Origin of the sequence: Cryobacterium flavum (genome assembly GCF_900103805.1) — a bacterium.
Taxonomy (GTDB): Bacteria; Actinomycetota; Actinomycetes; order Actinomycetales; family Microbacteriaceae; genus Cryobacterium; species Cryobacterium flavum.
Map to the genome: position 1 here is coordinate 203,450 of NZ_FNIB01000006.1, position 25,135 is coordinate 228,584.

27 protein-coding genes and 1 pseudogene are annotated in these 25,135 nt (G+C 64.9%); 16 read left to right on the top strand and 12 right to left on the bottom strand.

Features of this window, described 5'->3' with window-relative positions:
* The first annotated feature begins 52 nt into the window (after nucleotides 1-52).
* Both mca and BLS91_RS10670 read left to right on the top strand, forming a co-directional pair.
* A complete protein-coding gene (gene mca / locus BLS91_RS10665) occupies nucleotides 53-901 on the top strand; it encodes a mycothiol conjugate amidase Mca (RefSeq protein ID WP_092340792.1) in 849 nt (282 codons plus the stop codon).
* A complete protein-coding gene (locus BLS91_RS10670; protein ID WP_092340690.1) occupies nucleotides 898-1,161 on the top strand; it encodes a hypothetical protein in 264 nt (87 codons plus the stop codon). The genes mca and BLS91_RS10670 overlap by 4 nt, the downstream gene beginning before the upstream one ends.
* Before the next feature lie 6 nt (nucleotides 1,162-1,167).
* Here the strand turns inward: BLS91_RS10670 and trhA are convergent, their stop codons facing one another.
* Nucleotides 1,168-1,869 (bottom strand): PAQR family membrane homeostasis protein TrhA, encoded by a 702-nt coding sequence (gene trhA, locus BLS91_RS10675; protein WP_092340691.1) that lies wholly within the window; start codon nucleotides 1,867-1,869, stop codon nucleotides 1,168-1,170.
* Nucleotides 1,870-1,938: 69 nt separating this feature from the next.
* Between trhA and BLS91_RS10680 the strand changes: the two genes are divergently transcribed.
* From BLS91_RS10680 to BLS91_RS10690, 3 genes are all read left to right on the top strand, one after another.
* A complete protein-coding gene (locus BLS91_RS10680; RefSeq protein ID WP_092340692.1) occupies nucleotides 1,939-2,724 on the top strand; it encodes an isoprenyl transferase in 786 nt (261 codons plus the stop codon).
* Between the two features lie 61 nt (nucleotides 2,725-2,785).
* Nucleotides 2,786-3,907: an aminotransferase class V-fold PLP-dependent enzyme gene (locus BLS91_RS10685; protein WP_092340693.1), complete on the top strand. Its 1,122-nt coding sequence runs from the start codon at nucleotides 2,786-2,788 to the stop codon at nucleotides 3,905-3,907.
* A 217-nt stretch (nucleotides 3,908-4,124) separates the two neighbouring features.
* A complete protein-coding gene (locus tag BLS91_RS10690; protein WP_369827294.1) occupies nucleotides 4,125-5,474 on the top strand; it encodes a PhoH family protein in 1,350 nt (449 codons plus the stop codon).
* 53 nt (nucleotides 5,475-5,527) lie between these two features.
* On the opposite strand, the gene BLS91_RS10695 is transcribed toward BLS91_RS10690, so the two are convergent.
* The 5 genes from BLS91_RS10695 to xseA all read right to left on the bottom strand — a co-directional run bounded on the left by BLS91_RS10695 (nucleotide 5,528) and on the right by xseA (nucleotide 9,792).
* Nucleotides 5,528-6,952, bottom strand: coding sequence for a class II fumarate hydratase (locus BLS91_RS10695; RefSeq protein ID WP_092340694.1), 1,425 nt, complete (start codon nucleotides 6,950-6,952; stop codon nucleotides 5,528-5,530).
* A gap of 65 nt (nucleotides 6,953-7,017) precedes the next feature.
* Complete coding sequence (locus tag BLS91_RS10700) at nucleotides 7,018-7,668, bottom strand: carbonic anhydrase (RefSeq protein ID WP_092340695.1); 651 nt, start codon at nucleotides 7,666-7,668, stop codon at nucleotides 7,018-7,020.
* Nucleotides 7,665-8,318 (bottom strand): DUF4245 domain-containing protein, encoded by a 654-nt coding sequence (locus tag BLS91_RS10705; RefSeq protein ID WP_092340696.1) that lies wholly within the window; start codon nucleotides 8,316-8,318, stop codon nucleotides 7,665-7,667. Before BLS91_RS10705 ends, BLS91_RS10700 begins: the two co-directional genes overlap by 4 nt.
* A complete protein-coding gene (locus BLS91_RS10710) occupies nucleotides 8,315-8,569 on the bottom strand; it encodes an exodeoxyribonuclease VII small subunit (protein WP_092340697.1) in 255 nt (84 codons plus the stop codon). The genes BLS91_RS10705 and BLS91_RS10710 overlap by 4 nt, the downstream gene beginning before the upstream one ends.
* 5 nt (nucleotides 8,570-8,574) lie before the next feature.
* Entirely contained in the window at nucleotides 8,575-9,792 is a 1,218-nt protein-coding gene (gene xseA, locus BLS91_RS10715; protein ID WP_092340698.1) for an exodeoxyribonuclease VII large subunit, read from the bottom strand.
* A 147-nt stretch (nucleotides 9,793-9,939) separates the two neighbouring features.
* Here xseA and BLS91_RS10720 point away from each other — a divergent pair, with 147 nt between their 5' ends.
* The gene (locus tag BLS91_RS10720; protein WP_092340699.1) at nucleotides 9,940-10,980 is read left to right on the top strand and encodes a 4-hydroxy-3-methylbut-2-enyl diphosphate reductase; all 1,041 of its coding nucleotides are present in this window, start codon (nucleotides 9,940-9,942) and stop codon (nucleotides 10,978-10,980) included.
* Nucleotides 10,981-11,042: 62 nt separating this feature from the next.
* On the opposite strand, the gene BLS91_RS10725 is transcribed toward BLS91_RS10720, so the two are convergent.
* Entirely contained in the window at nucleotides 11,043-11,618 is a 576-nt protein-coding gene (locus BLS91_RS10725) for a DUF6264 family protein (RefSeq protein WP_134505147.1), read from the bottom strand.
* 4 nt (nucleotides 11,619-11,622) lie between these two features.
* The gene (gene fbaA, locus BLS91_RS10730) at nucleotides 11,623-12,648 is read right to left on the bottom strand and encodes a class II fructose-bisphosphate aldolase (protein WP_092340701.1); all 1,026 of its coding nucleotides are present in this window, start codon (nucleotides 12,646-12,648) and stop codon (nucleotides 11,623-11,625) included.
* 209 nt (nucleotides 12,649-12,857) lie between these two features.
* Here fbaA and glpX point away from each other — a divergent pair, with 209 nt between their 5' ends.
* Nucleotides 12,858-13,790, top strand: a complete 933-nt coding sequence (glpX, locus tag BLS91_RS10735; RefSeq protein ID WP_092340794.1) for a class II fructose-bisphosphatase — start codon at nucleotides 12,858-12,860, stop codon at nucleotides 13,788-13,790.
* 120 nt (nucleotides 13,791-13,910) lie between these two features.
* Here glpX and BLS91_RS10740 read toward each other — a convergent pair whose 3' ends face one another.
* Both BLS91_RS10740 and BLS91_RS10745 read right to left on the bottom strand, forming a co-directional pair.
* Nucleotides 13,911-15,338 (bottom strand): DNA recombination protein RmuC, encoded by a 1,428-nt coding sequence (locus BLS91_RS10740; protein WP_092340702.1) that lies wholly within the window; start codon nucleotides 15,336-15,338, stop codon nucleotides 13,911-13,913.
* Nucleotides 15,339-15,427: 89 nt separating this feature from the next.
* On the bottom strand, nucleotides 15,428-16,042 hold the full coding sequence (locus BLS91_RS10745; RefSeq protein WP_092340703.1) for an exonuclease domain-containing protein: 615 nt from the start codon (nucleotides 16,040-16,042) through the stop codon (nucleotides 15,428-15,430).
* A 63-nt stretch (nucleotides 16,043-16,105) separates the two neighbouring features.
* Between BLS91_RS10745 and ychF the strand changes: the two genes are divergently transcribed.
* Both ychF and BLS91_RS10755 read left to right on the top strand, forming a co-directional pair.
* On the top strand, nucleotides 16,106-17,179 hold the full coding sequence (gene ychF / locus BLS91_RS10750; RefSeq protein WP_092340704.1) for a redox-regulated ATPase YchF: 1,074 nt from the start codon (nucleotides 16,106-16,108) through the stop codon (nucleotides 17,177-17,179).
* Between the two features lie 53 nt (nucleotides 17,180-17,232).
* Entirely contained in the window at nucleotides 17,233-17,907 is a 675-nt protein-coding gene (locus BLS91_RS10755; RefSeq protein ID WP_092340705.1) for an SDR family NAD(P)-dependent oxidoreductase, read from the top strand.
* Nucleotides 17,908-17,978: 71 nt separating this feature from the next.
* On the opposite strand, the pseudogene BLS91_RS20645 reads toward BLS91_RS10755, so the two are convergent.
* Nucleotides 17,979-18,660, bottom strand: a pseudogene (locus BLS91_RS20645) (transposase); the annotation flags it as partial.
* A gap of 216 nt (nucleotides 18,661-18,876) precedes the next feature.
* On the opposite strand from BLS91_RS20645, the gene fadE16 reads away from it, so the two are divergent.
* From fadE16 to BLS91_RS10800, 7 genes are all read left to right on the top strand, one after another.
* Entirely contained in the window at nucleotides 18,877-20,010 is a 1,134-nt protein-coding gene (gene fadE16 / locus BLS91_RS10770) for an Rv1679 family acyl-CoA dehydrogenase (RefSeq protein ID WP_198412712.1), read from the top strand.
* Nucleotides 20,011-20,017: 7 nt separating this feature from the next.
* Nucleotides 20,018-20,842, top strand: coding sequence for an Rv1680 family SBP-like protein (locus tag BLS91_RS10775; RefSeq protein ID WP_092340708.1), 825 nt, complete (start codon nucleotides 20,018-20,020; stop codon nucleotides 20,840-20,842).
* A gap of 2 nt (nucleotides 20,843-20,844) precedes the next feature.
* Nucleotides 20,845-21,834 carry an Rv1681 family radical SAM protein gene (locus tag BLS91_RS10780; protein WP_198412713.1) on the top strand — a complete coding sequence of 330 codons (990 nt, stop codon included), beginning with the start codon at nucleotides 20,845-20,847 and terminating at the stop codon, nucleotides 21,832-21,834.
* An 11-nt stretch (nucleotides 21,835-21,845) separates the two neighbouring features.
* On the top strand, nucleotides 21,846-22,400 hold the full coding sequence (locus BLS91_RS10785) for a TQO small subunit DoxD (RefSeq protein WP_092340710.1): 555 nt from the start codon (nucleotides 21,846-21,848) through the stop codon (nucleotides 22,398-22,400).
* Complete coding sequence (locus BLS91_RS10790) at nucleotides 22,397-22,792, top strand: Rv1678 family membrane protein (protein ID WP_092340711.1); 396 nt, start codon at nucleotides 22,397-22,399, stop codon at nucleotides 22,790-22,792. Before BLS91_RS10785 ends, BLS91_RS10790 begins: the two co-directional genes overlap by 4 nt.
* Before the next feature lie 134 nt (nucleotides 22,793-22,926).
* Nucleotides 22,927-23,496 carry an HhH-GPD-type base excision DNA repair protein gene (locus BLS91_RS10795; protein ID WP_092340712.1) on the top strand — a complete coding sequence of 190 codons (570 nt, stop codon included), beginning with the start codon at nucleotides 22,927-22,929 and terminating at the stop codon, nucleotides 23,494-23,496.
* 2 nt (nucleotides 23,497-23,498) lie between these two features.
* Nucleotides 23,499-24,218, top strand: a complete 720-nt coding sequence (locus tag BLS91_RS10800) for a DUF2461 domain-containing protein (RefSeq protein WP_092340713.1) — start codon at nucleotides 23,499-23,501, stop codon at nucleotides 24,216-24,218.
* Nucleotides 24,219-24,257: 39 nt separating this feature from the next.
* Here the strand turns inward: BLS91_RS10800 and BLS91_RS10805 are convergent, their stop codons facing one another.
* Nucleotides 24,258-25,055, bottom strand: coding sequence for a hypothetical protein (locus tag BLS91_RS10805; RefSeq protein WP_092340796.1), 798 nt, complete (start codon nucleotides 25,053-25,055; stop codon nucleotides 24,258-24,260).
* Nucleotides 25,056-25,135 lie beyond the last annotated feature (80 nt).

Here is a 25,135-nt window from a genome sequence, read left to right on the forward strand (position 1 = left end):
TCTGGCCTAAGGTTATCCGGCATTCCTGAGGAGTATGGTGACGCTGCGACTGATGGCTGTGCATGCCCATCCCGACGACGAGTCGAGCAAGGGCGCTGCAACGTATGCCTACTACCGCAGCCTTGGCGCCGAGGTGATGATCGTGAGTTGCACGGGCGGCGAGCGGGGCAGCATCCTGAACCCGGCCCTGAACGGCCATGCCATGGCTGAGCGCGATATCTCAGGTCTCCGCCGCCTCGAGATGCTGGGCGCGCAGCGTGCCCTCGGGGTGCAGCACCGCTGGCTCGGCTTCGAGGATTCCGGCATGAACGAGGACAAGTCGGTGCCGCCGAATTCGTTCGCTGATATTCCGCTGGAGTATTCGGCCGAACCCCTGGTCACGCTGGTGCGGGAGTTTCGTCCCCAGGTTCTGATCACCTACGACGAAAACGGCGGCTACCCGCACCCCGATCACATCCGTTGCCACGAGGTCTCCCTCGAAGCTTTTCGCGCGGCCGCTGCCCCCGACCGGTACCCGCAGTCGGGCGAGCCGTGGCAGATCGACAAGCTCTATTACGACCGCATTTTCAACCTCGAGCGCATCGATGCGATGTACCTGGCGCTCAGCGTCGCCGAGCCCGATTCTCCGCTGCTGGAACCGCTCGGGGCGGCTCGGGAACGCATGGAGAATTACCCGCAGCTGGCCACCACTCACGTGCCGGCAGGAGACTTCCTCGAAGCGCGCGACGAGGCCCTGCGCTCGCATGCGAGCCAGGTCGCCCCCGACAGCAGCTTCTTTTTCTGGCCGAACGATTTGGTACGCGAGGCCTGGCCGTACGAAGACTTCCAACTCGTCGAATCGAAAGTAGACACCGCAATGCCCGAATCTGATCTCTTCGCCGGAATTCCGGACAACGAATGATCTCCCTGTTGAACGTCGTACTCGCCGTCACACCGACCCCCGACCCCGATTTCGACCCGAACACTGTCACCCCCGGTGTCGTCGGGTTCATCGTCGTCTTCCTGATCGGAGCGGCGACCCTGCTGCTCGGTTTCGACCTGGTGCGTCGCATCCGCCGCACCACCTACCGCGCGGAAATCACCGCCCGGCTCGAAGCCGAAATCGCCGAGCGTGACGCCGACCAGAGCACACCGAAGACCCCGGGCGACAAGCCCGAATAACCAGCGTTACGGGTAGAGCGGATGCGTGGCGATCAACAGAATCGCCGCGAAATGACACAGGAACGCCACGACCGTCAGGGTGTGGAAGATCTCGTGAAATCCGAACACGCCCGGAACCGGGTTGGGCTTCTTCAGCCCGTAAACGACCGCTCCGACGGTGTAGCAGAGCCCGCCGATCAGAATGAGCGTCATCATGGTGGCGTTGGCCTGAAAAAAGTCCACGATGAACAACAGCGCGCCGTAACCGAGCACCAGGTAGAGCGGCACGTAGAGCCAGCGCGGCGCGTGGATCCAGAACACCCGAAAGATGATGCCGAGCCCGGCGCCGCCCCAGACCAGCCAGAGCAGCAGCGTGGCCTTCTCCGGCGGCAGCGCGAGCACGGTGATCGGCGTGTACGACCCGGCGATCAGCAAAAAAATGTTGGCGTGGTCGATGCGTTTGAGAATGATGCGGGTGCGCGGCTGCCAGGTGAAGCGGTGGTACAGCGCCGAATTGCCAAACAGCAGCATCGAGCTCAGCACGAACACGGCCGAGCTGATTTTGGCCGCCGACCCCTCAGCCAGCACCAGCAGCACGATTCCGGCCACGATCGTGACGGGAAAAGTTCCCGCGTGAATCCAGCCGCGCCAGGTCGGTTTCACATCCTCCGGATGGGCGTCAGCCGCCTCGATCAGCGGCAGATTGGGGATATCGTGCTCGGTGGCCATGCTGCAAGGATACGACAGGGCGAGCCCCGCGTGCCCCGAACGCCCGTCGGAGTGGACTAGCGTAACTGTGTGCAGAAACCCCAAGTTCCCTCAGCGCGCGGCCTCCTCTACAGGCTGTATCAGCGCCGCCTGAGACGCGGACTGACGCCGGAGCATCTGCCCCGTCACGTGGCCATGATCATCGACGGCAACCGCCGCTGGGCCAGACAACTGGGGTTTCAGACGGCCGCACACGGTCACCGTGCCGGTGCCGCGAAGATGCGCGAATTTCTGGAATGGTGCGACGACCTCGGAGTTTCGGTCGTCACCCTGTACCTGCTCTCCTCCGACAACCTCACCCAGCGGCCCGCTGACGAACTCGCCGATCTAATCGAGATCATCGCCGATCTGGCCGAAGAGCTCTCGCACTATCGCGATTGGCGGGTGCAGCAGGTGGGGTCCAAAGCCGGCCTGCCCCTTCCGCTGGTCGCAGCCCTTGACGCAGCGGATTCCCGCACCAGCGACCGTAAGGGCCTGCACGTGAATCTCGCAGTCGGCTACGGCGGGCGCACGGAGATCACAGACGCGATGCGCAGCATCGTCGCCACCCACCACGCGCACGGTGGCACGCTGGAAGACCTCGCGGAGACGCTCACGCCCGAACTGATCGGCCAGCACCTGTATACCGGCGGTCAGCCCGACCCCGACCTCGTGATTCGCACCTCGGGTGAGCAGCGGCTGAGCGACTTCATGCTGTGGCAGAGCGCGCACAGCGAGTTCTACTTCGTCGAGGCGCTCGGGCCCGACCTGCGTGAGATCGATTTTCTTCGGGCATTGCGCGACTTTTCCCGCCGGCAGCGCCGGTTCGGCGGCTAGACCCGTTGGCGGGGTGAGACCAACGGGGGAGTATTCGTTTTCCAATTGATTGGACCCAAGCATGAATTCGCTCCTGAGCTTCACCGATGGCTTTCGTGATGAACCCGGCTACCTGAACTATGGCCGGGTCGGCCCGCTCTCCGACGCCGTCGTCGCCGAAACCCTCGGCCAGACCGAGGTGCTCTCGCGTGCCCGCTACGGCAGCCTCGACCACCTCGCCGAGCAGGATCTGCGTGCGCGCACCGCGGTATCCGCTCTCACCGGTTTCACGCCTGAACAGGTCGTGCTGCAGCCCAACACCAGCTCGGGTCTGATGCAGGCCATGTTCGGTCTGACCGGTTCGGTGCTGTTATCTGCGGGGGACTTTCCCAGCGTGCCGTTCGCCGCAGTTCGGGCCGCTGAGTCGCTGCACGTGGTCACTCCGCTCTGGTTGCAGACCGAGCACGGCCGCGTCACTCCGGGGCAGATCCGCGACCAGCTCACCCCGGCCGTCGCCGCCGTTGCTGTGTGCCTCGTCGATTCCCGAACCGGCTATCGGGCCGACCTCGAGGGCATCCGTCAGGTCATCGGCGATCGCCTGCTCATCGTCGACGCTATCCAAGGCTTCGGCATCGTCGATGCCGCTTATGAGGCAGCGGATGTTGTCGCTTCCGGTGGACAGAAATGGACGCGGGCCGGCTGGGGCACCGGCTTTCTGGCCCTCAGCGAACGGGCGCTGGAACGACTCGTGCCGGTGTATTCGGGCTACGTCGGCACCGATACCGACGAGCCGTGGGACGAGGTGACCCCGCCGAGCCGCGCAGCCAGTGCCTTCCGGGTGACCAACGGCGACTCCATCGCGCAGGCCCGGTTCGCAGCGGCCCTCGAGCAGATCTCCGACGTCGGTGTCGACGTCATCCAGACCGCCATGAATGACAACGTCTCGCAGATCATCCAACTCGTCGACGAATTCGTCATCGAGATCGTCTCGCCCCGCGATGTTCGCGAACGGGCGGGCATCGTCGTACTCGAGCCGCCGGCTGAGCTGCTGACCACCCTCGTGGCCAGCCTGCACAACCACGGCATCACCGCGACCACCCGCGGCGCCACCGTGCGGCTCAGCGTGCACGCGGCCCTCGACCCTGACACGGTAACCATGCTGAGGGGTGCACTCACCGCCTACACGCTCGCCGCTACCTACTAGCATCGCCGCGGCTCAGACTCTGCGTCTGCCCCAACGTCAGGTGAACGTCAGATTTCGGTGGGCGTGTCGGGTTCCATTTTGCGCCGGTAAGTCGTAGCGTCACTTTTATCAGGTACGGCACCTGATCGAGACGGCCATATAAGTACGGCTCGAGAATTGCTTGATGGCCAGCTCGCCAAAGTGATCCGCGTCCTCGTGACGCAGGGTGGGAGTGGCTGTGACCGCTAATCGAACCGACCTTAATGCGACTGACCGGGTGGAAACATCCGCTTCGCAAACCGAGCGCACCTTTGTGTTGGACACCTCGGTGCTTCTGTCAGATCCGAAAGCGATTTTCCGCTTTGCCGAGCACGCCGTTGTCTTGCCCGTGGTGGTGATCAGCGAGCTGGAGTCCAAGCGCAACGACCCGGAGATCGGGTATTTCGCTCGGCAGGCGCTGCGTAACCTCGACGAGCTGAGGCTCAAGCACGAACGCCTCGACTTTCCGATTCCGGTTGGCGAGGGCGGCAGCCTGCGCGTGGAACTAAACCACTCGAACATGTCGGTGCTGCCGTCGGGCCTGCAATTGAACGACAACGATTCGCGCATTCTCGCCGTGGCCCTGAACCTGGCCAACGAAGGAATGACGGTGACCGTCGTCTCGAAGGACCTGCCGCTGCGGGTGAAGGCCGCATCCCTCGGCCTCGCTGCCGATGAATATCGGCACGAACTCGCGGTCGATTCCGGCTGGACCGGTATGGACGAGATCACCCTCAGCGCCGAGCAGATGAGCGTGCTCTACGACAAAGAGACGCTCGACTCGCGAACGGTGCAGGACCTGCCGATCAACACCGGGCTGGTCATCCACTCCGATCGCGGGTCGGCCCTCGGCCGGGTGACCAGTCGCGGCACGCTCAAGCTCGTGCGCGGCGACCGTGACGTCTTCGGGCTGCACGGACGGTCGGCCGAGCAACGACTGGCCATCGACCTGCTGCTCGACCCGGAGATCGGCATTCTGTCGCTTGGCGGACGAGCCGGAACCGGTAAGTCGGCGCTCGCTCTCTGCGCGGGCTTGGAGGCCGTGCTCGAGCGCCAGCAGTACCGCAAGATCATGGTGTTCCGGCCGCTGTACGCGGTCGGCGGGCAGGATCTCGGCTTTCTGCCCGGTGACCAGGGCGAGAAGATGGGGCCGTGGGCGCAGGCGGTATTCGACACGCTCGGCGCGATCGTCTCGGAGAACGTGGTCGAGGAGGTGATGGAGCGCGGCATCCTCGAGGTGCTGCCGCTCACTCACATTCGCGGTCGGTCCCTGCACGACGCCTTCGTGATCGTGGACGAGGCACAGTCGCTTGAACGCAACGTGCTGCTGACCGTGCTGAGCCGCATCGGTCAGAACTCGCGCGTGGTGCTCACCCACGACGTCGCCCAGCGCGACAATCTGCGGGTCGGCCGCTTCGATGGTGTGGCCAGCGTGATTGAAACGTTGAAGGGGCATCCGCTGTTTGCGCACATGACCCTGACCCGTTCGGAGCGCAGCGCGATCGCCGCCCTCGTGACCGAGATGCTGGAGGGCAACGAGGTCATGTAGCTGGTACGGCAAAGCGCCCGGTCCCTTGCGGGGCCGGGCGCTTTGTCGTGCTGTTACTTCTGCTGCGGGGGACGCGTCATGCTGAGCACGTCGAGGGCAGTGTCGAGCTCGGCGAGCGTCAGGTCACCTCGTTCGACGTGGCCCAGGGCGATGACGGCCTCACGCACGGTGAGTCCCTCAGCGACGGCCTTCTTGGCCACCTTGGCGGCGGCTTCGTAGCCGATGACCCGGTTGAGCGGGGTGACGATCGACGGCGACTTCTCGGCCAGCGCACGAGCGTGCTCGAGGTTGGCGACGAGGCCGTCGACGGTCTTGTCGGCCAGAACGCGGGTGGCGTTGGTCAGCAGGCGGATCGATTCGAGCAGGGCGGTTCCCATGACCGGGATACCGACGTTGAGCTCGAATGAGCCTGAAGCGCCGGACCAGGCGATGGTGGCATCGTTGCCGATGACGCGCGAGCAGACCATGAGCACGGCCTCCGGAATGACCGGGTTGACCTTGCCGGGCATGATCGACGAGCCGGGCTGCAAGTCGGGGATGTTGATCTCGCCGAAACCGGTGTTCGGGCCTGAGCCCATCCAGCGCAGGTCGTTGTTGATCTTGGTCAGTGAGACGGCGATGGTGCGCAGGGCTCCGGAAGCGTCGACGAGGCCGTCGCGGTTGGCCTGGGCCTCGAAGTGGTCACGCGCTTCGGTGATCGGCAGCTCGGTCTCCTGAACGAGCAGCTCGATGACCAGCTGCGGAAAACCGTAGGGCGTGTTGATGCCGGTACCGACCGCGGTTCCGCCGAGCGGAACCTCGGCGACGCGGGGGAGCGCTGTGCGAATGCGCTCGATGCCGAGGCGCATCTGGCGGGCATAGCCGCCGAATTCCTGGCCGAGGGTGACCGGAGTGGCATCCATCAGGTGGGTGCGTCCCGCCTTGACGGCCTCTTTCCACAGTTCAGCCTTGGACTCGAACGCGACCGCGAGGTGGTCGAGCGAGGGGATGAGCTCGTCGATCAGGGCGCTCGTGACGGCGATGTGCACCGAGGTGGGGAACACGTCGTTGGAGGACTGGCTCGCGTTGACGTGGTCGTTCGGGTGCACCGGGCGGCCGAGGGCGCGGGTCGCGAGGGTCGCGATGACCTCGTTCATGTTCATGTTCGAGCTGGTGCCGCTGCCGGTCTGGTAGACGTCGATCGGAAACTCGTTGTCGTACTGGCCGGTGATGACCTCGTCGGCGGCAGCGGCGATCGCGTCAGCAATGTCCTGCTCCAGCACGCCGAGCTGGGCGTTGGCGAGAGCTGCGGACTTCTTGATGCGAGCGAGAGCTGCGATCTGCGCGGACTCGAGCGTGGAACCCGAGATCGGGAAGTTCTCCACGGCTCGCTGTGTCTGGGCACCGTAGAGTGCGTGAGTTGGAACCCGGACCTCACCCATCGTGTCGTGTTCGATCCGGTAGCCGGCGTTTGCGGAGGTGTCCACCACTATGTGCATTCCCTTTCGGTGCTGTATGAGAGTCGTGCTGTGCGCAACGGGTGCGCGATTGTGAGGCGGCGGGTCTAAATGACGCCCACCACGATGTTGGGGTCGGCGTGCCCTTCGCGAAGAACGTAATTCGCACCGACGATAGCCAATGTACCTTCTGCGATGGCCGCGCTGATCAACTCGGACTGCTCGAGCATCTCGGTGACCGTGTCTTTGAGATGTTCCCGGCCCACGTGGCCGGCATCGACCAGCTGAGGGTCCAGAAAAGCGGATGCCGTCACCCCGCTCACGCGACGCACCGCCGGAACGATCTTTTCGATAACGTGATTGATGTGAACGGGCAGGGGCGGGGCATCCGTGCCTTGCGAATCGATGGCGGCGCGCACCGCACCGCACTCGTCGTGGCCGAGCACCAGGATGAGTGGGACGTGCAGCACCGCGACGGCATATTCGAGCGAGCCGAGCACGGATTCGGAGATGATCTGGCCGGCGTTGCGCACGACGAACAGGTCGCCGAGGCCCTGGTCGAAGATGATCTCGGCGGCGAGTCGGGAGTCGCTGCAGCCGAACAGGGCGGCGTGCGGGGTCTGCTGACCGACGAGCTCCGCCCGTCGGTCGACATCTTCGCGGTGCCGGGGGGTACCGGCGACGAAGCGCACGTTGCCCTCGCGCAGTTCGTTCCAGGCCTCAGCCGGCGACGGGGGAGTCGTCCAGGCGCGGTTCATTCGGCGGCGTTCTCTGCCACGTTGGGCGCCAGCGCGGTAGCGAGGGTCTCGAAGTCGCCGGTGGGTGCCGTGCCGATGAGCACGTAGGTGCTCGTGCCGGCGGTGGTGACGAGGGCGTAGTCGAAGTTGCCGCGATCGGCGGCAGCCGCGCTGTTGCGGTAAACGTCCCAGGTGACTCCGGCGATGCTGACCGTGTCAACGACGGGGGAGTCCGGCAGTTTCTGGGCGAGCCAGGTGGGGTTGGCGTCGAAGGCCTGGTTGAAGCCGATGTACTGGTTGTCGGGTGTGAGCAGCCCGATGTACCAGGAGGGTACCTGGCCGTTAGTGCCGGCCCGCCACTCGGCGTCGTTGGCGCTCCAGTCGCCCGGCAATACGGGGCTCGCGAGGGCGTGGTCCACGACGGGCTGCGTCTGGGCAGCGATGCTCGCGTAGTCGATGTCGCGAGTGATCGGGTTGTCATTGCGCGGCACCAGCAGCACGAGCACGAGCACAGCGCCCACGGTGACGAGCAGGGAGAGCACCAGATTGTTCACCGTCTTGTGCGAGCGGTACTTGCGCGAATTCTCGGCGAGCCGGTCGGCGGTCTCCTGCGGAGTCTCCGGCCGGCCGAGTTCGGCGACAACGCGCGGCGGTTTAGGGGCGCGGCTCATCTGGCGGTCGCGGTGTCTTCGCTGGCGGGCGCCGTCGCTGCCAGACGGGCGGCATCCAGTCTGGCTTTGGCGCCGATCAGCCATTCTTCGCAGCGGCGGGCGAGGGCTTCGCCGCGTTCCCACAGTGCGAGCGACTGCTCGAGGGTGCTCGAGCCCTGTTCGAGCTCGTTCACCACGCGGATGAGCTCATCGCGGGCCTGTTCGTAGCTGAGTTCACTGGTGTCTGCGGCGGGCGAGGTCATGGAATCCATTCTAATTATTTCGAAGCGGCGGCGTTGGTGGTGGCGGGAACGGTGCCGCTGGCCAGGGTGAGCAGAAGTTCGGTGCCTTCCGGGGCGTCGTCGGCGCTGCGCAGCACGTGGCCGCTCGGCAGCTGGGCGATCGCGTAGCCGCGGTCGAGGGTGCCCTGGGGCGACAGGGCCCGCAGCTGAGAGCGCAGTTCCACCACCGTGGCCCCGGCACGTTCGAGAACGCGCCCGGTGAGTTCGGCGCCGCGCGCCACGTAGCGGGTGAGGTCTTCGCTGCGGGAGTCGATGATCCAGCGCGGGTCGATCAGCACCGGTCGGCTATGCAGCTGGGAAATGCGGTCGATTTCCGACGAGAGGATGCCGGTGAGTCGGCTGCTCAGGCGGGCCCGGGCCTGCTGCACCCGGTTTAGTTCGTCGCTCACGTCGGGAACGACGCGTTTGGCGGCATCCGTTGGGGTAGAGGCTCGCAGGTCGGCGACGTCGTCGAGCAGCGGACGGTCGGCCTCGTGTCCGATCGCGCTCACCACTGGCGTCATGCAGGCAGCGGCGGCACGCACGAGGCTCTCGTCGCTGAAGGTGAGCAGGTTCTGAAAGTCGCCGCCGCCACGGGCGACGATGATGACGTCGACCTCTGGGTCGGCGTCGAGCCGCTGGATCGCGCTGGTCACCTCGCCGACGGCACGGTCACCCTGCACCGCGGCGTGCGCGACCCGAAAATTCACGGCCGGCCAGCGCAGCTGCGCGTTGCGGATGACGTCTTTCTCGGCGTCGGAATCTTTGCCGGTCACCAGGCCGATGCAGTGCGGCAGAAACGGCAGGCGCTTCTTGCGAGAGGCATCGAACAGGCCTTCGCTCGCGAGCTGTTTGCGCAGGCGTTCCAGTCGCTCGAGCAGGTCGCCGAGCCCAACGTGCCGCATCTCGAAGGCCTGCATGGTCAGCGTGCCGCCCTTGACCCAGAAGTTGGGCTTGACCAGGGCAACAACGCGGTCACCGGCTTTGAAATCGGCGGTGAGTTTGGCGCGCACCGACGACCAGATGGTGAAACTCACGGTGGCGTCTTCAGAAAGGTCTTTGAGCTTGCCGTAGACGTTGCCGCCGCTGGCACCCCACTGGGTGATCTCGCCCTCGACCCAGACCATGCCGAGCCGCTCGATGTAACCGCGGATCTTGCCCGAGAGCAGGGCGACCGGCCACGGCGTTTCGACGGTGGCGGGGGTATCCGTCATGCGGTGATCCTGGCGGTGGTGCTGATCGTGGCGCTGGCGTTGGGCACAGGCGGGTCCTCCCAGAGTTCTTCGGTCGTGCGTGCGTAGACTGAGGCGGTGAACACCAGCGCGCACACTACTAGCAAGCCGACCTCTATTGGCCTGGGCATGCCGCGCATTCCCAGCGCTCGCAACAGGCTTAAGGATACCCCGGTGGTCGGACATAAGCGGGTGCTGCTCGCTGCCCCGCGGGGTTACTGCGCCGGAGTCGACCGCGCGGTCATCGCCGTGGAGAAGGCGCTCGAGCACTACGGCGCCCCCGTGTACGTGCGCAAGCAGATCGTGCACAACATCCATGTGGTTTCCGAGCTGGAAAATCTGGGTGCCATCTTCGTCGACGAGGTCGACGAAGTGCCGCATGGTGCGCACATCGTGTTCAGCGCCCACGGGGTCTCGCCGGCCGTCGTCAACGCGGCCGCCGAGCGCGGATTGCAAGCCATCGACGCCACCTGCCCGCTCGTGACCAAGGTGCACCGCGAAGCCGTGCGCTTTGCCCGCGACGACTTTCAGATTTTGCTGATCGGCCACGAAGGCCACGAAGAGGTCGAGGGCACCGCCGGTGAAGCCCCAGAGCACACCACGCTCGTCGGCAGCCCCGAGGAAGCCGACACCGTTGTCGTGCGCGACCCCGACAAGGTGGTCTGGCTGTCCCAGACCACGCTCAGCGTCGACGAGACCATGGAGACCGTGCGCCGACTGCGGGCGCGCTTTCCCAACCTGCAGGATCCGCCCAGCGACGACATCTGCTACGCCACCCAGAACCGCCAGGTCGCCATCAAGATGGTCGCGCGCGACTCCGACCTCGTGATCGTGGTCGGCTCCGCCAACTCGTCGAACTCCGTGCGCCTGGTCGAAGTGGCTCTGGAATACGGCGCGAAAGCTGCCTACCGCGTTGACTTCGCGAGCGAGGTCAAGCAGGAGTGGCTCGACAACGCGGCCACCGTGGGCGTGACGAGCGGGGCATCCGTTCCCGAAGAACTGGTCGACGAGCTGCTCGCCGCTCTCGCCGATGCCGGCTATGCCGACGTTGTGCCGGTCAAGACGGCCGAAGAAGACCTGATCTTCTCGCTGCCCAAGGAACTGCGCAAGGACCTTTCGGGCGAAACGGATACCCGTGCCTTCGGCGGTCGCGCCGCCGCAGCTGAGTAGGCGGCCGAGCAACCGAAGGGCGGGAGCGCGATCGTTTCCGTCCCTCGGGGTTGCGCACTGCGTTACTGGCGGCTGAGAAACTCTATTAGGGTCGTGTCGATGGAGAGTGCAGCCACGGTGAAGGCGAACAGCACGACGAGGGACACGGCTCCACCGACAATCGGCACGTAGAAAGCCCGTCGATGACGCAGCAGCAGCCGCACGGATATCGCTGCCGCGGCGAGCCAGACGAATATCAGCACGATTGCGCCGGACGTCGTAATCGCACCGATGGATGCAGCGGGATCGTACGTTCCCAGGCCCTCCTGCGTGTAGAACATTTGCATGGCCACCGGGAAACCGCCTAACGAGAATACGCCGTAGACATTTGCCAGGAGTCCGAAGGCGAGTAGGCCGATGGTCCACGGGCGGTCCCAGCCGGGAACGGTTCGCGGTCCGGCCACCGCCGCGGGAGCCTGCTGATTGTTGGGCGGCGGTGTTACCGCTCCCGCCCCGGCAGTGGGGGAGGGAGCGGGGTCAACCCGGTTTGTGTCCTGCGGCGGCTGCCAGATCCAGCCTTCAGGGGCGAGTTCGCCGTACTGGGGGCGCGGGCGTGGGTCTTTCGCGGGTGGTGGAACGGAGTCCGGGTTGTCTGTCATTGCTCTAACTGTTTGAGTGCCCGGCGGAGCCGAGCTGGCGGGTGGAATCAACCACGCGAGCGGCCATGGCCGACTCGGCTACCTTGCCCCAGGCGCGCGGGTCGTAAACCTTCTTGTTGCCGACTTCGCCGTCGACCTTGATCACGCTGTCGTAGTTCTTGAGCATGTAGTCGGCGATCGAGCGGGTGAAGGCGTACTGGGTGTCGGTGTCGATGTTCATCTTGACGACGCCGTTGGCGACGGCTTCGGCGATTTCGGCATCGGTCGAGCCTGAGCCGCCATGGAATACCAGGTCGAGAGGCAGCGCTGCGAGTCCGAACTTGGCGGACAGGCCGGTCTGAATCTGCTTGAGGAGTTCTGGGCGCAGCTTCACGTTGCCGGGCTTGTACACGCCGTGCACGTTGCCGAAGGTGAGGGCGGCCATGTAACGGCCCTGCTCGCCGAGGCCGAGGGCCTCGACCATCTTGATCGCATCGTCGAGCGTCGTGTACAGGTTCTCATTGACGTCGGCCTGCACGCCGTCCTCTTCGCCGCCGACGGCGCCGATCTCGACCTCGAGAATGGCGTTGATCGCGCGGGTGCGTTTGAGGATGTCAGTGGCGATATCCAGGTTCTTGTCCAGCGCGATGGCCGACCCGTCCCACATGTGCGACTGAAAAATGGGGTTGCCGCCATCGGCTACCGCAGACTCCGAGGCTTCGATGAGCGGAATGACGAAGTCACCGAGCGCGCCCTCGGGGCAGTGATCGGTGTGAAGTGCCACGGTGATCGGGTAGTTGTCGGCGACCGAGTGCGCGAAACGGGCGAAGGCGAGCGCGCCGGAGGCCCGGTTCTTCACGGTGTGGCCGGCGAAGTAGTCGGCGCCGCCGGTGGTGACCTGGATGATGCCGTCGGATCCGGCTTCGGTGAGGCCCTGGAGGACGGCGTTGATGCTCTGCGACGAGGACACGTTGAACGCCGGGTAGGCGAACCCGCCTGTCTTCGCTTTGTCGAGCATGGCGGCGTACTGGTCGGGGGTTGCGATGGGCATTGCTTCTCCTCGAAAGTGTGCGGGGGTGTGACCCGAGTCTAGCCACGCCCGCCTCGGCGTGGTCCGTGCGCGATAAGGTGACTCGGGCGGACAATCCGCGCGACCCGCCGCGCATCCGTCGTATTCGAAGTCGAACTTACGTCCGGGAGGACCTTTTGAACAGCACCGAGACCGCCACTCTGTTTCAACACCCCGACCGTAACCTCGCGATGGAGCTCGTTCGAGCCACCGAGGCCGCCGCTATCCGTGCCGTGCCCTTCATTGGCCGCGGCGACAAGAACGCCGCCGACAAGGCCGCCGTCGACGCTATGCGCGCCTTCCTCGGCACCGTCAACTTCGACGGACTCATCGTCATCGGTGAGGGCGAAAAAGACGAAGCCCCCATGCTTTTCAACGGTGAGCACGTCGGCAACGGCCGCGGCCCCGCCTGCGACATCGCCGTGGACCCCATCGACGGAACGAGCCTCACCGCCGCCGGCCGCCAGAACGCCGTCTCCGTCATCGCCGTGTCGGACCGCGGCACCATGCTGGACGCCTCGTCGATCTTCTACATGGACAAGATCGTCACCGGTGCAGCCGGTCGCGGCGTCGTCAGCCTCGACCAGTCGATCGCCGACAACCTGCGTGAGCTTGCCAAGGCAGTGAAGAAACCAGTCGGAGAGCTGACGGTTGCCGTACTCGACCGCCCCCGCCACGCCGGCCTGATCGACGCGATTCGCAGCGCCGGCGCCGGAACCCGCCTTATGCTCGACGGCGACGTGGCTGGCGGTATCAACGCTGCGCGCTACGAGACCCGAATTGACATGTGCGTCGGCATCGGCGGAAGCCCGGAGGGCATCACCACAGCCTGCGCGCTCAAGGCGCTCGGCGGCTACATGCAGGGACGCCTGGCTCCGAAGGACGACGCTGAGCGTGCTCGCGGAGTCGCGGCCGGCCTCGACATCGACAAGCTGCTCGAAATCGACGACATGGTCAGCGGGGACAACACGTTCTTCGTGGCGACCGGTGTGACCGACGGCGGACTCGTCGACGGCGTGCGTCGCAAGGGCCCGATGATCCGTACCGAAAGCATCGTGCTGCGCTCGCGTTCGGGCACGGCCCGTCGCGTCATCGCCGAGCACCTCGCCGAGAAGTGGCTGTAGTCGCTTCGACCGGCTCGGAGCTGGCCTGCAAGACGGGCTCGTAACGCAAACTGCACGCCTCGGGTCTGTTTGTTCAGACTTGGGGCGTGCAGTTCTTCGTTCACACTCTCTGTCACCGACTTACACGTGTACCTCGGAATCCGATTCGTCGGCATCAGCGAGACGACGGTCGATCACGCTGTGTCTGGCCTCATTCAATTCAGCGCCGTCCAGTTGAACGGGCAGGTCCAGCTCGTCGGAAACAGATGCCGGCGCCTCCAACTCGGGCGCGGTCAGCTTGCGCGGCGAATCGTGAATGATTGCCGGTTCAGTGAGCAGCCCAATCTTGGTCTGGTCGATCCCCGGAAACTGCCGAGCGGTTACGAGCACCCGGGATTCGAGTGAGTTGGCGAATTTGTTGTAGCTGTCCACCGTGCGCTCGAGCGCCTTGCGCAGCGACTCGGCATGGCCGCTGAGCGCACCGAGCCGCTGGTACAGGGCATTGCCGAGGTCGAAGAGTTTCTGCGCCTCATCGGTGACGGCCTGCTGCTGCCAGGTGAAGGCCACCGTTTTCAGCACCGCCCACAGGTTCACCGGTGAGGCCAAGGCAACTCGCTTGCTGAACGAGTAGTCGAGAATTGACGGGTCGGCCTCGAGCGCCGCGGACAGCAGGGATTCGCTCGGAATGAAGGCGATCACGAACTCCGGGCTGGCATCGAAGCCTTCCCAGTAGGTCTTCTTGGCGAGCGCGTCAATGTGCGCGCGCACGGCCTTTACGTGCTTGTCGATCAGCAGCTTGCGGCGGGCACCCTCTTCGCCTGTGGCCGTGTAGGGAATGGTGCTGGCTTCGATGTAGTGCTCCAGCGGAACCTTGGCATCGATCGCGATCGACTTATTGCCGGGCAGCCGTACGACCATGTCGGGACGGCCAAGGCCGGCATCCGTCGTGATATTGGTCTGCGTGTTGAAGTCGACGTACTGGGCCAGACCGGCAGCTTCGACGACGCGCCGCAGCTGGGTCTCGCCCCATACACCACGGGTGCTGTTGGAACGCAGGGCACTCGCGAGTGACTCGGTGGTCACCCGTAATTGCTGATCCGAAATTTGCGCCTGCTTGAGCTGCTGCGAGAGCGAACCGTACTGTTCACTGCGCTGCGTCTCGAGCTCGGTGACTTTCTCCTGCATGGTGCGCAGCGTCTCACGAACGGGGCTGAGGGCCTCGAGTACGAGGTGCTCGCGCTTCTCCCGCTCGGACTGCAACTGTTGATCTGACCGCTGGCGCTCGACGGCCTCACGTGACGTGGCCCGGTCGTGGTCGATCTGCGCCGAGAGACCGTCGACGGTGGCGAGAGCGGCCGACAGCTCACTCTGCAGGGCAGCGCGAACCGTGGCCTCGCTCGCTCGGGCCTCGGCGAGGGCTACCTGATGATGGGCTTCGAGCATGGCGGGGTCGTCACCCCCGGTAGCGGTGGCGCGCGCGTGGTTGCGTTGCAGCACCACCACGGCCAACAGGGCGCCCAGCGCGGCACCGACGACGAGACCGACGATCAAACTCAGCAGTGGATCCATGCTTTAAGTCTGCCAGCGACCACTGACATCGCTGGAATGACACTCGGACCGGTCCACATGCCCGAGCCAATCCAGCCGGCTGAGCGCCGCTAGTTGAGCGCCATCGGCCCGTGCGTCGACGCGTGCTCCTTGGTGGCCGCTGGCCCGATCACGCCGATCTTGACCCGGGTCACGTGGGCCAGCTGCTCGATCGTGTCGACCTCGTGACGCCCTGCCGCATGGATCATGATGGCCGCACACGCCTCGGCGTCGGCCAGCGCGTTGTGGTGCGAGAAGTCCTCGAACCCGGCCGCCATGGCCGCGACCGGCAGACGGTACGACTCCAGGTGATAGGTACGGCGAGAAACCTGCAGGCTGCAGACATATTGAAAATCGGGCACCGGCTGGCCGGTCACGAGCGATGCTGTCTTGACCACGCCGAGGTCGAAACCGGCGTTGTGGGCGACGAGATAGTCGTCGCCGACGAAGGCGACCAGCTGCGGAAGCTGCTCGGCCCAGCTGGCGGCATCCACGACATCCGCTGCGGTGATGCCGTGGATGCGCGTGTTCCACTCGGAGAACTCGTCGTGGCCGGGCGGCGGTGCAATGAGCCAGTAGGCCGAATCGACGACCACGCCGTCACGCACTTTCACCATCCCCACTGAGCACGCCGAGGCGCCCGAGGAGTTGGCGGTTTCGAAATCGATCGCGGTGAAATTCAGCACGCCTCATGGTCTCACGGGCCACCGACAGAGCCCGCGCAGACGTGGCCGGTAGAATGCTCTCTCGTGGCTCTTACAATTGCAATCGTCGGACTCCCCAATGTGGGCAAGTCAACCCTGTTCAACGCCCTGACCAAGAACAACGTGCTCGCAGCGAACTACCCGTTCGCCACGATCGAGCCAAACGTTGGAATCGTGAACCTTCCCGATTCGCGCCTGGCCGACCTGGCGACAATCTATGGCAGCAAGACCCTGCTGCCAGCGCCGGTGTCGTTCGTCGACATCGCCGGCATCGTGCGTGGCGCGAGCGAGGGGGAGGGGCTCGGTAACAAGTTCCTCGCCAACATTCGCGAAGCGGATGCCATCGCCCAGGTCATTCGCGGATTCGCCGACCCGGACGTGGTGCACGTCGACGGCAAGGTCAACCCGGCCGGCGACATGGAGACCATCAATACCGAGCTGATTCTCGCCGACCTGCAGACCCTCGAGAAGGCCGTGCTGCGCTTCGAGAAAGAGGTCAAGGGCCGCAAGCTGCCCGCCATCGTGCTGGAGACCGCGCTCAAGGCGCAGGCCATTCTCGACGGCGGCCAGCCGCTGTCGTCGGCCACGCTCGACATCGAGCCGATCCGTGAACTCGGCCTGCTCACCGCTAAGCCCTTCATCTATGTCTTCAACGTCGATGAGGCCGTGTTGCAGGACCAGGCCAGGCTCGACACCCTTGCCGCGCTCGTCGCTCCGGCGAACGCCGTGTTCCTCGACGCGAAGCTTGAGTCCGAGCTGAGCGAACTCGACGCCGAAGACGCCGCTGAGATGCTCGCCTCGACCGGTCAGGCCGAGAGCGGTCTCGACCAGCTCGCGCGCATCGGCTTCGATACCCTCGGGCTGCAGACCTACCTCACGGCCGGCCCCAAAGAGTGCCGTGCCTGGACCATTCACAAGGGTTGGACCGCGCCGCAGGCCGCTGGGGTCATTCACACCGACTTCCAGAAGGGTTTCATCAAGGCGGAGATCTTCTCCTTCGAGGACCTCATGGCCGCCGGTTCGATTGCCGAGGCCCGTTCCAAGGGCAAGGCCCGCATTGAGGGCAAGGAATACGTCATGCAGGACGGCGACGTGGTGGAGTTCAGGTTCAACGTCTAAGCTCGACCTCTTCGCGATCGTCATCACAGCAACATCAATCGAAGGAGACCATCGTGCCTGTCATCGCCATCATCGGAGCCGGACCGGGACTCGGCGCAGCAGTTGCGCGAAGGTTCGGGCGCGAAGGCTTCTCAATTGCCCTGATCGCCAGGAACCCGTCGAAACTAGACGCCATGGCAGCCGAGCTCACCACTGCCGGCTTCACCGCGAGTGCTTACGCTGCGGATGTCCGCACGCCGGCGTCACTCGAAGCTGCTCTTGCGAACGCGGCGGCAGAACTCGGGCCCATCACCGCGCTGCAATATAGCCCGCTCCCGTCGCGCGACTACCTGAAGCCCGTGCTTGAGATGACTCCCGAGCTGGCGTTAGAGGCCCTGCAATTCTCGGCCCTCGGGCTCATCCACGCGGTGCGTGCAGTGCTCCCGGCGATGCGTCAGGCAGGTAGCGGAAGCATCATCATGATCAACGGTGGAACCTCCGTGAAGGCCCGCGCCGACTTCGCCGGCACATCGGTCGCCTTCCCGGCCGAGAGCGCCTACGGCGAGATGCTCCACGATGCCCTCGCGGGTGAGGGCATCCGTGTCAACCAACTTGTGATTCCCGGCGGCATCCCACAGCTTCAGCTTGCCAACGGCATCGACGGGGTCGCCGATCGCATCTGGGACCTCCACGCCGTTGCCGGTCCGTTCCGCACCATGCTCATCCCGCTTGAGGACGGTCGGGAGTAGGGCAGTAGCTGTCTCTATTCTAAATCGGACTGTAGGACGAGAGCAAAGTCAATTCTCTGACGTTGATCGGTTCGGCGGACGTCATCGCGGGTTTCGGTGGCCCATTTCACGACGTGGAACGGGTCGGCGCAGCGGATGGCGTTGGGGGCTTTGTCCGCGACAACACTGGCGATCCAGGCCGCACCATCGGCAGAAACATGCGTGATCTGGGCCGACCGCTCCGGTCCTAACGCGTCGATACATGTCGCGAGGGTGGCTTTGTCCTGACCCGGTGCTGCCCACACAAGACGGCCGGAATCGTGGTCGACGACGCAGGTCAAATACCTGTGGCCGCGCTTTTAACTGATCTTGTCAATTCCGATCCGCGATGCGCATCAGCACAGGGAGGGCGGTCTTGGACGTTTGTGTGGCCAGCCACGGGACTTGGTCGTCAAAAAATAGGGTCTGACCGCTCTGGTGCCGGGCCCACCGCACGCCGGCGACGGTCACATCGTGGACGCGGCAGGACACACGCGGCGCGTCAGCTTCAAGGTGAACTTGAATTGAGCACACGTCCAACCCCCACCAGCGACGCCGCCCGTCACCGAGGTCGCAGCGTGGGCTGCGCTTCTGACAGGACTCGCATCGGTTCCGTTTCGACGCCATCGGACGCACCAACGCGATCAAAATCCTGCCCTCCAGATCAAGATCGACGTCCTCGACGAACGTGTTCTCGACACCGAGGAGAGTTCGCCATATTCTCCGTGCTCGCATGCCGCTTTTTCCGTTCCCGAGTTTCTTACCTTTGACAGTTAGAAACCTAGGAGGAGAGCCGCGTGCGGCCGTTAAGGCGCTCCCAACGAACCCACGGATACTTCAGGAGAGCCAAAAATCATTCTCTTTGATTTGGCATCTCGATACGCAATACTTACCTGGTCGGCACCGCGGTAGTGGCGGCGAGAAACTTCAGCGACGATGCTAGGAGACCGGATGACCATGACACAGACGACGCTCGACGAGACCGTTGCGGAGGTGACGGCAGTGGCCGCCGCTCACGCCGAACAGGTCGATACAGACGGTACGTATCCGATCGCTGCGGTCGAGGCGCTGCGCCGGAGTGGGCTGCTCGGGCTGGTGATCAGCGAGGACGCCGGGGGCATGGGCGCCGGTCCGACCGAGTTTATCCAGGTGGTCGGCTCCATCGCTGCGGCCTGCGGCTCGACCGCGATGATCTACCTGATGCACGTCGCGGCGGCGGTGACAGTGGCATCCGCCCCTCCGACCGCGATGCCGGACCTCCTGTCGCGAATGGCGTCGGGCGAGGTGCTCGGCACACTCGCCTTCAGTGAAAAAGGATCGCGGTCGCACTTCTGGGCCCCCGTGTCGGAATCCGTCACCGACGGCGACGATCTGCGCTTTTCCGCCTACAAGAGCTGGGTAACCTCGGCCGGTCACGCAGACGTCTACGTCATGTCGTCGAAGAGCGCTGTCGACCCAGAGACCGTCGACCTGTACGCGATCCCCTCAGCCACCCCCGGTCTGGAGATCGCCGGCCCCTGGCGAGGGCTTGGGCTGCGTGGCAACGCGTCGAGCCCGATGTCGGTGTCGGTGAAGATTCCATCCGGCTATCGCATCGGCGAGGCGGGGAGCGGGTTCGGCACCATGATGGCCACCGTGCTGCCGTGGTTCAACCTGGGCAACTCGGCAGTGTCGCTCGGGCTCTCGCGGACCGCGGTGGATGCGGCGACGACCCATGTGACTGGGACCCGGTTGGAGCATCTGGATCAGGCGCTGTCGGCGTTACCGACCATTCGCGCTCAGGTGGCGAAGATGAGCATTGCGCTTGCGGCCCAGGGTGCCTACCTGGCTCTGGCGGCGGCACGGGTAGCGAGTCCCGCTGACGACACCGGATTGTTCGTGCTCGGGGTGAAAGCCTCGACGAACGACGCCGCGCTGACGATTACCGAATCGGCGATGCGGGTCTGCGGCGGTGCGGCATTCTCGAAACATCTTCCCATCGAGCGAGCCTTTCGGGATGCGCGGGCCGGCTCGGTCATGGCCCCCACGGCCGACGTGCTCTACGACTTCTACGGCAAGGCCCTCACCGGCCTTCCCCTGTTCTGAGCGCCGGATGTCACAACTAATCGGAGCGCCCCTGCTCGTCGGAGCCGTCGCGTATACGCCCAATGTCGTTCCCATCTGGGAGGGCATCCGTGATTACTTTGATGAGCCCGACACGGCCATGGATTTCGTGCTGTTCTCCAACTACGGCCGTCTGGTCGACGCTTTGCGGGCCGGAATGATTGACATCGCGTGGAATACCAACCTGGCTTATGCTCGCACCGTGCTGCAAACCGATGGGCACGTGCGGGCGCTCGCGATGCGCGACACCGACGCTGCGTTCTCGACGGTGTTCGTGGCGGCGGCGGGCAGCGGATGGTCGGGTCCCGGCGACATCGGCGCCCGGCGGCTGGCACTCGGCTCGGCGGACTCCGCGCACGCCGCGATCTTGCCCCTGCACTACCTTCGCGCGGCCGGCGTGAATGTGGACCACATGCAGCTGAAACGCTTCGATAGTGACATCGGCAAGCATGGTGACACCGGGCGAAGCGAGCTGGACGCGATCGACGCGGTTCTTGCCGGGGACGCCGACGTCGCCGCTATCGGCATCACGGTCTGGGAGAACATTGGCCGCGGTGAGCTGATGCCCGGGATGCTGGAACAGGTCTGGCAGACCGAGACCTACTCGCACTGCATGTTCACCGCCCTGGACACGCTTCCCGAGGCGGTGAGTGCTCCGTGGGTGGCAAAGTTGCTCGCCATGGACTGGGAGGTGCCCGCGCACCGGCGCATCCTTGAACTGGAAGGGCTCACCCAGTGGGTCGAGCCACACCTTGACGGCTACGCCGGCCTCTTCGAGGCGATTGCTGAGCAGGGCGTCGATTCCCGATGGTAGTCATGGCGCTCATGCGCACCGTCGAACAGTTGGCCGAGGGGGACACCGCCGAGTTCCCGGTGGCGTCGGCGAGCGAACTGGACTTGGTGCGCCGGTGGTGCGCGAAGACCGGCAACACGGTGGTCAGCACAATGATGGTCGAGCAAGATGCCGGTTATGTCACCGTCGGTCGCGGACGACCGCGCAACCCGGCGACGATGATCCCCGCCGATCGGATGCCCGGAGCCCGGCTGTGGCTCTATACCAATTTTCATTGCAACCTGGCCTGCGATTACTGCTGTGTGGCGTCTTCACCGAGAGCCGACCCGCGGCTGCTGGGAATCGAGACGATTGAAGCCCTCGTTGCCGAAGCCGCAGCGTGGGGCGTGCGCGAGCTCTACCTCACCGGCGGTGAGCCATTCCTGCTGCCCGATATCGATGCGATCGTGCGGTCCTGCGTCGACCGGCTGCCGACCACGCTGTTAACCAACGGGATGCTGTTTCGTGGTCAGGGACTGCGCAAGCTGCAGGCGATGCCGCGCGCTGGCTTCGCTCTGCAGATCAGCGTGGACTCGCCGACCGCGGAGGTACACGACTCGCACCGCGGCGTTGGGAGCTGGAAGCGGGCGCTAGCCGGCATTCGGGTGGCACTCGACGAGGGCTTCACCGTGCGGGTCGCCGCGACCATCTCGGCGCACGATGACCCGGCATTGGATGAGCTGCACGCGCTGTTCGATGGGCTCGGGATTCCGCGGGCCGATCAGGTGATCCGTCCGATCGCCCTCCAAGGGGTCGCCGATGAAGGGTTCGCATTCTCGCGGGAGTCGCTAATTCCCGAGGTGACTGTGACGGCCGACGGCATCTACTGGCATCCGGTCGCTGCACTCGATGAGGATGCCCTCGTCAGCCGGCAGATTCTGCCGCTCGCTCCTTCTCTCGACCGGGTCAGTGACCTCTTCGCCGAGCAGTGGTCGTCGATGACGGCCGCGTCAACTCTCTTCGCCTGCGCCTGAATAGGAACACCATGACGGGTATCGGAACGCCAGTGAACGCCAGGGCATTGGACGTCAACGCCATCGCTGCCGGCCGGCCAACTCGCGTGGTGCTCGCGGCCGTGCGGATCGCTGTGGGGCTGATGTGGCTGCAGAACGTGAACTGGAAAAGACCGCCCGACTTCGGTCAAGAAGCGGGCAACGGGCTGTATCAGTACACGAATTACGCCGTGGAGAACCCGGTTCTGGCGCCCTTTACCTGGCTGGTGCAGAACGTCATCTTGCCGAACTTCGCTCTGTTCGGCTGGGCGGTACTCCTCGCAGAATTCTGCCTCGGTGCGTTCCTGCTGGTCGGGCTCCTGACTCGCTTCTGGGCGATCGTTGGAATACTGCAGACGATCGCAATCACGCTCTCGGTGCTGAACACACCGATGGAGTGGCACTGGAGCTATTACCTGATGTTTGCAGCCCAATTCGTGATCCTCGCCACCGCCGCCGGGCGTGTCACGGGAGTCGATGGACTGCTTCGCCCCCGCTGGTCCCTCCGCTCGGGCCCGGTAGCCCGGCTGGCGATGGCGGTCTCGTGAACGCTCCCAACGGCACCGCACCGGTACGCGTTCCCCGCGCCTTGAGTTGGCGTACCCGCGGTCTGCTCGTCGCCGGGTTCACAGCGCTCAGCGCATTGTTCTCCCTCGTGGACTACACACCGTTGCATTTTGTTTCGGTGAACCTCATACAAGGGTTACTGCTGGTCGGTTTGGCCGCTCTAGCCGCACTGGGCTGCGTGCTGCGCATGCCCGTGCTGCTTCTCGTGGCCGGCGCGATTCTGATCGTCGCGGGTCTGGTGCGGCTGGTGACCTACGCGCAAACGATCGGTATCATTGCCGGTTCAGTGAACGCCGCCGCGCTGATGGTTGGGTTCGGCGCCGCCTTGGTCGCGATCTGGATAACCTCGCGGCCGATGCCATCGACAGTATAAGGCGCGTCGGCGACACGACCGTCTTCCCAACGCACGGCCGACGGCTTCTCTGCGTGGTTGATGGCGCGCGCGTTGTCGGCGACGCGGCGACTCAGCGGTTTAGCGGTTCAGTGGCGCAGTGGCAGACTGGGCGAATGACGACACTGCACCTCACCGGCGATGCCGCAGCAGACACCCTGCTCAGCGAGAACCCGTTCGCCCTGCTTGTGGGCATGCTCCTCGACCAGCAGATTGCCATGGAGACTGCCTTCGCTGGCCCGGCTAAGATTCACGACCGCATTGGCGCACTCGACCCGGCCACGATCGTGGCCTACGACGCCGAGGCCTTTGTGGAGGTGTTCCGCCAGTCACCGGCCGTGCACCGTTTTCCGGGCTCGATGGCCAAACGCGTGCAGGAGGTCGCCGCGGTCATCGTCCGCGACTGGAACGGCGACACGGCGTCGATCTGGACCGCTGACGACCCGGCCGGCCCGGAGATCCTGCGCCGGCTCAAGGCGCTGCCCGGGTTCGGCGAGCAAAAGACGAAGATCTTTCTCGCGCTTCTCGGCAAGCGGCTCGGGGTCGACGCGGACGGCTGGCGCGAGGCATCCGCTCCCTATGGGGAAGAAGGGTCGTTCCGATCGGTGGCCGACATCGTCGACCCCGAATCACTCACTCGCGTGCGCGAGACCAAGCGGGCCGCCAAAGCGGCGGCGAAGGCGTAGCGGTGGGTGCGCACTTCAGCGCGGCGACCTTCGATTTTCTTGACGAACTCGAGCACCGCAACGAACGCGAGTGGTTTCAGGAACACAAAGCGATCTACGAGGTCGAGGTGAAAGAGCGGATGCTCGCGGTCATCGAGTCCCTCAACCGGGCGATGGGCGACTTCGCCGGTGACTATATTCGCCCGCCGAACAAGGCCATGTTGCGCATCTATCGCGATGTGCGTTTTTCCCACGACAAGACGCCGTACAAGACGCATCTGGCTGCCTCCTGGCCACGGCAGGGGTTGGAGAAAGCCGGAGGGGCTGGACTCTTTCTACAGGTCGGGGTGCGCGGCGTGCTGGTGGCAGGAGGCGCCTACAGCCCACAGCCGCCGCAGTTGCGGGCTATTCGCGACTATGTGCTCGAGCATCACCTGAAGCTGCGTTCTCTGCTCGCCGCGCCCGCGCTCGCCCGCCTTGCCGAGCCGTTCGGCGGCAACAAGCTCACCCGCCCGCCGCGAGGCTTTCCGATCGACCATCCAGCGGGTGACCTGCTGCTCAATCGCAGCTGGGCGGTGTTTTCACACTTGCCCGGTGACAAGGCCCTCGATGACAATTTTACCGACCTCGTCATCGAACGCTTTCGAGCAATCCAGCCGGTCGTTGACTTTCTGAACATTCCGCTGGCCACGGCCACCCCGCTCAAGCAGGAAGCTGCCGTGGGTCGGCGTCGCTCCGCCTGACCGCGACCGACCGAACGGATGCCCGCAAGCCAGCGCCGGCTAGACCAGCGCCGTGATGCGACTCAGCACTCGCTCCGGAACGGCGTGCTGCGGCACTTCGCCCACCAGAAAATCGCCGTCCGGCAGCGTGCCGGAGTCGCTCGACCAGAAATCCGCACCGATCACCGCGCCGCGGAGCGCGCTGCCGTGCAACTCGACCCGATCCTCATGGCGCTGGGCGAGCGCCCACCGGTAGTGATCGGTGACGTTGGCGATCGGAGAATAGGTCGACAGCGGCACCGGCCCGAGAGCGGGGCCGCGATCATCCAGCAGCACCGCCATCAACGGCAGGGCGGCGAATCCGCGCAGCCAGTCGGCGACATACATCGACGCGTTTTCGGCACTGTCGGCGTCGAGCCCTGACACGTCCGCCGACTCGGAAAACGGATGCGTGCGCGCCAGCCACTGCATCGGTGACGGAATCTGCAGCACGACCGGCACCCGCTGGGTTTGGCTGAAGATGGTGGCCAGTTCGATGACGAACGCCGTCGTCGCGGCATCAGTGAGTAGGGTGCGCAGGGCATAGCCAGTGCGGGACTTGGCGCTCATTGCCGCCTGCAGGGTAGGGTCGCCGGCGACGCGTTGCGCGTAGAACCGGTCGAGGCTAAGCAGCGCGAGGTCGGACTCCAGTACGCCCTGAACCTGGCCGAAGAAGTTAGCGTAGGCCATCGGCTCCTGCCACGGCACGGGCTTGCCCTGCAAGAAAACGGATTGAGCGTAGTCATGGCTGTCGAGTACGACCGCCCGGCGGCGGCCCGACGTCGGCTCGGCCAGAAGCTCAGTCAGCGAAAGTGACAAGGTGTCTCCCATCAATCAATCAAACAAACAAAACGTTCGACCCGCGGCTGCGGGGCCGTAAGGAGACGGCCCCGCAGCCG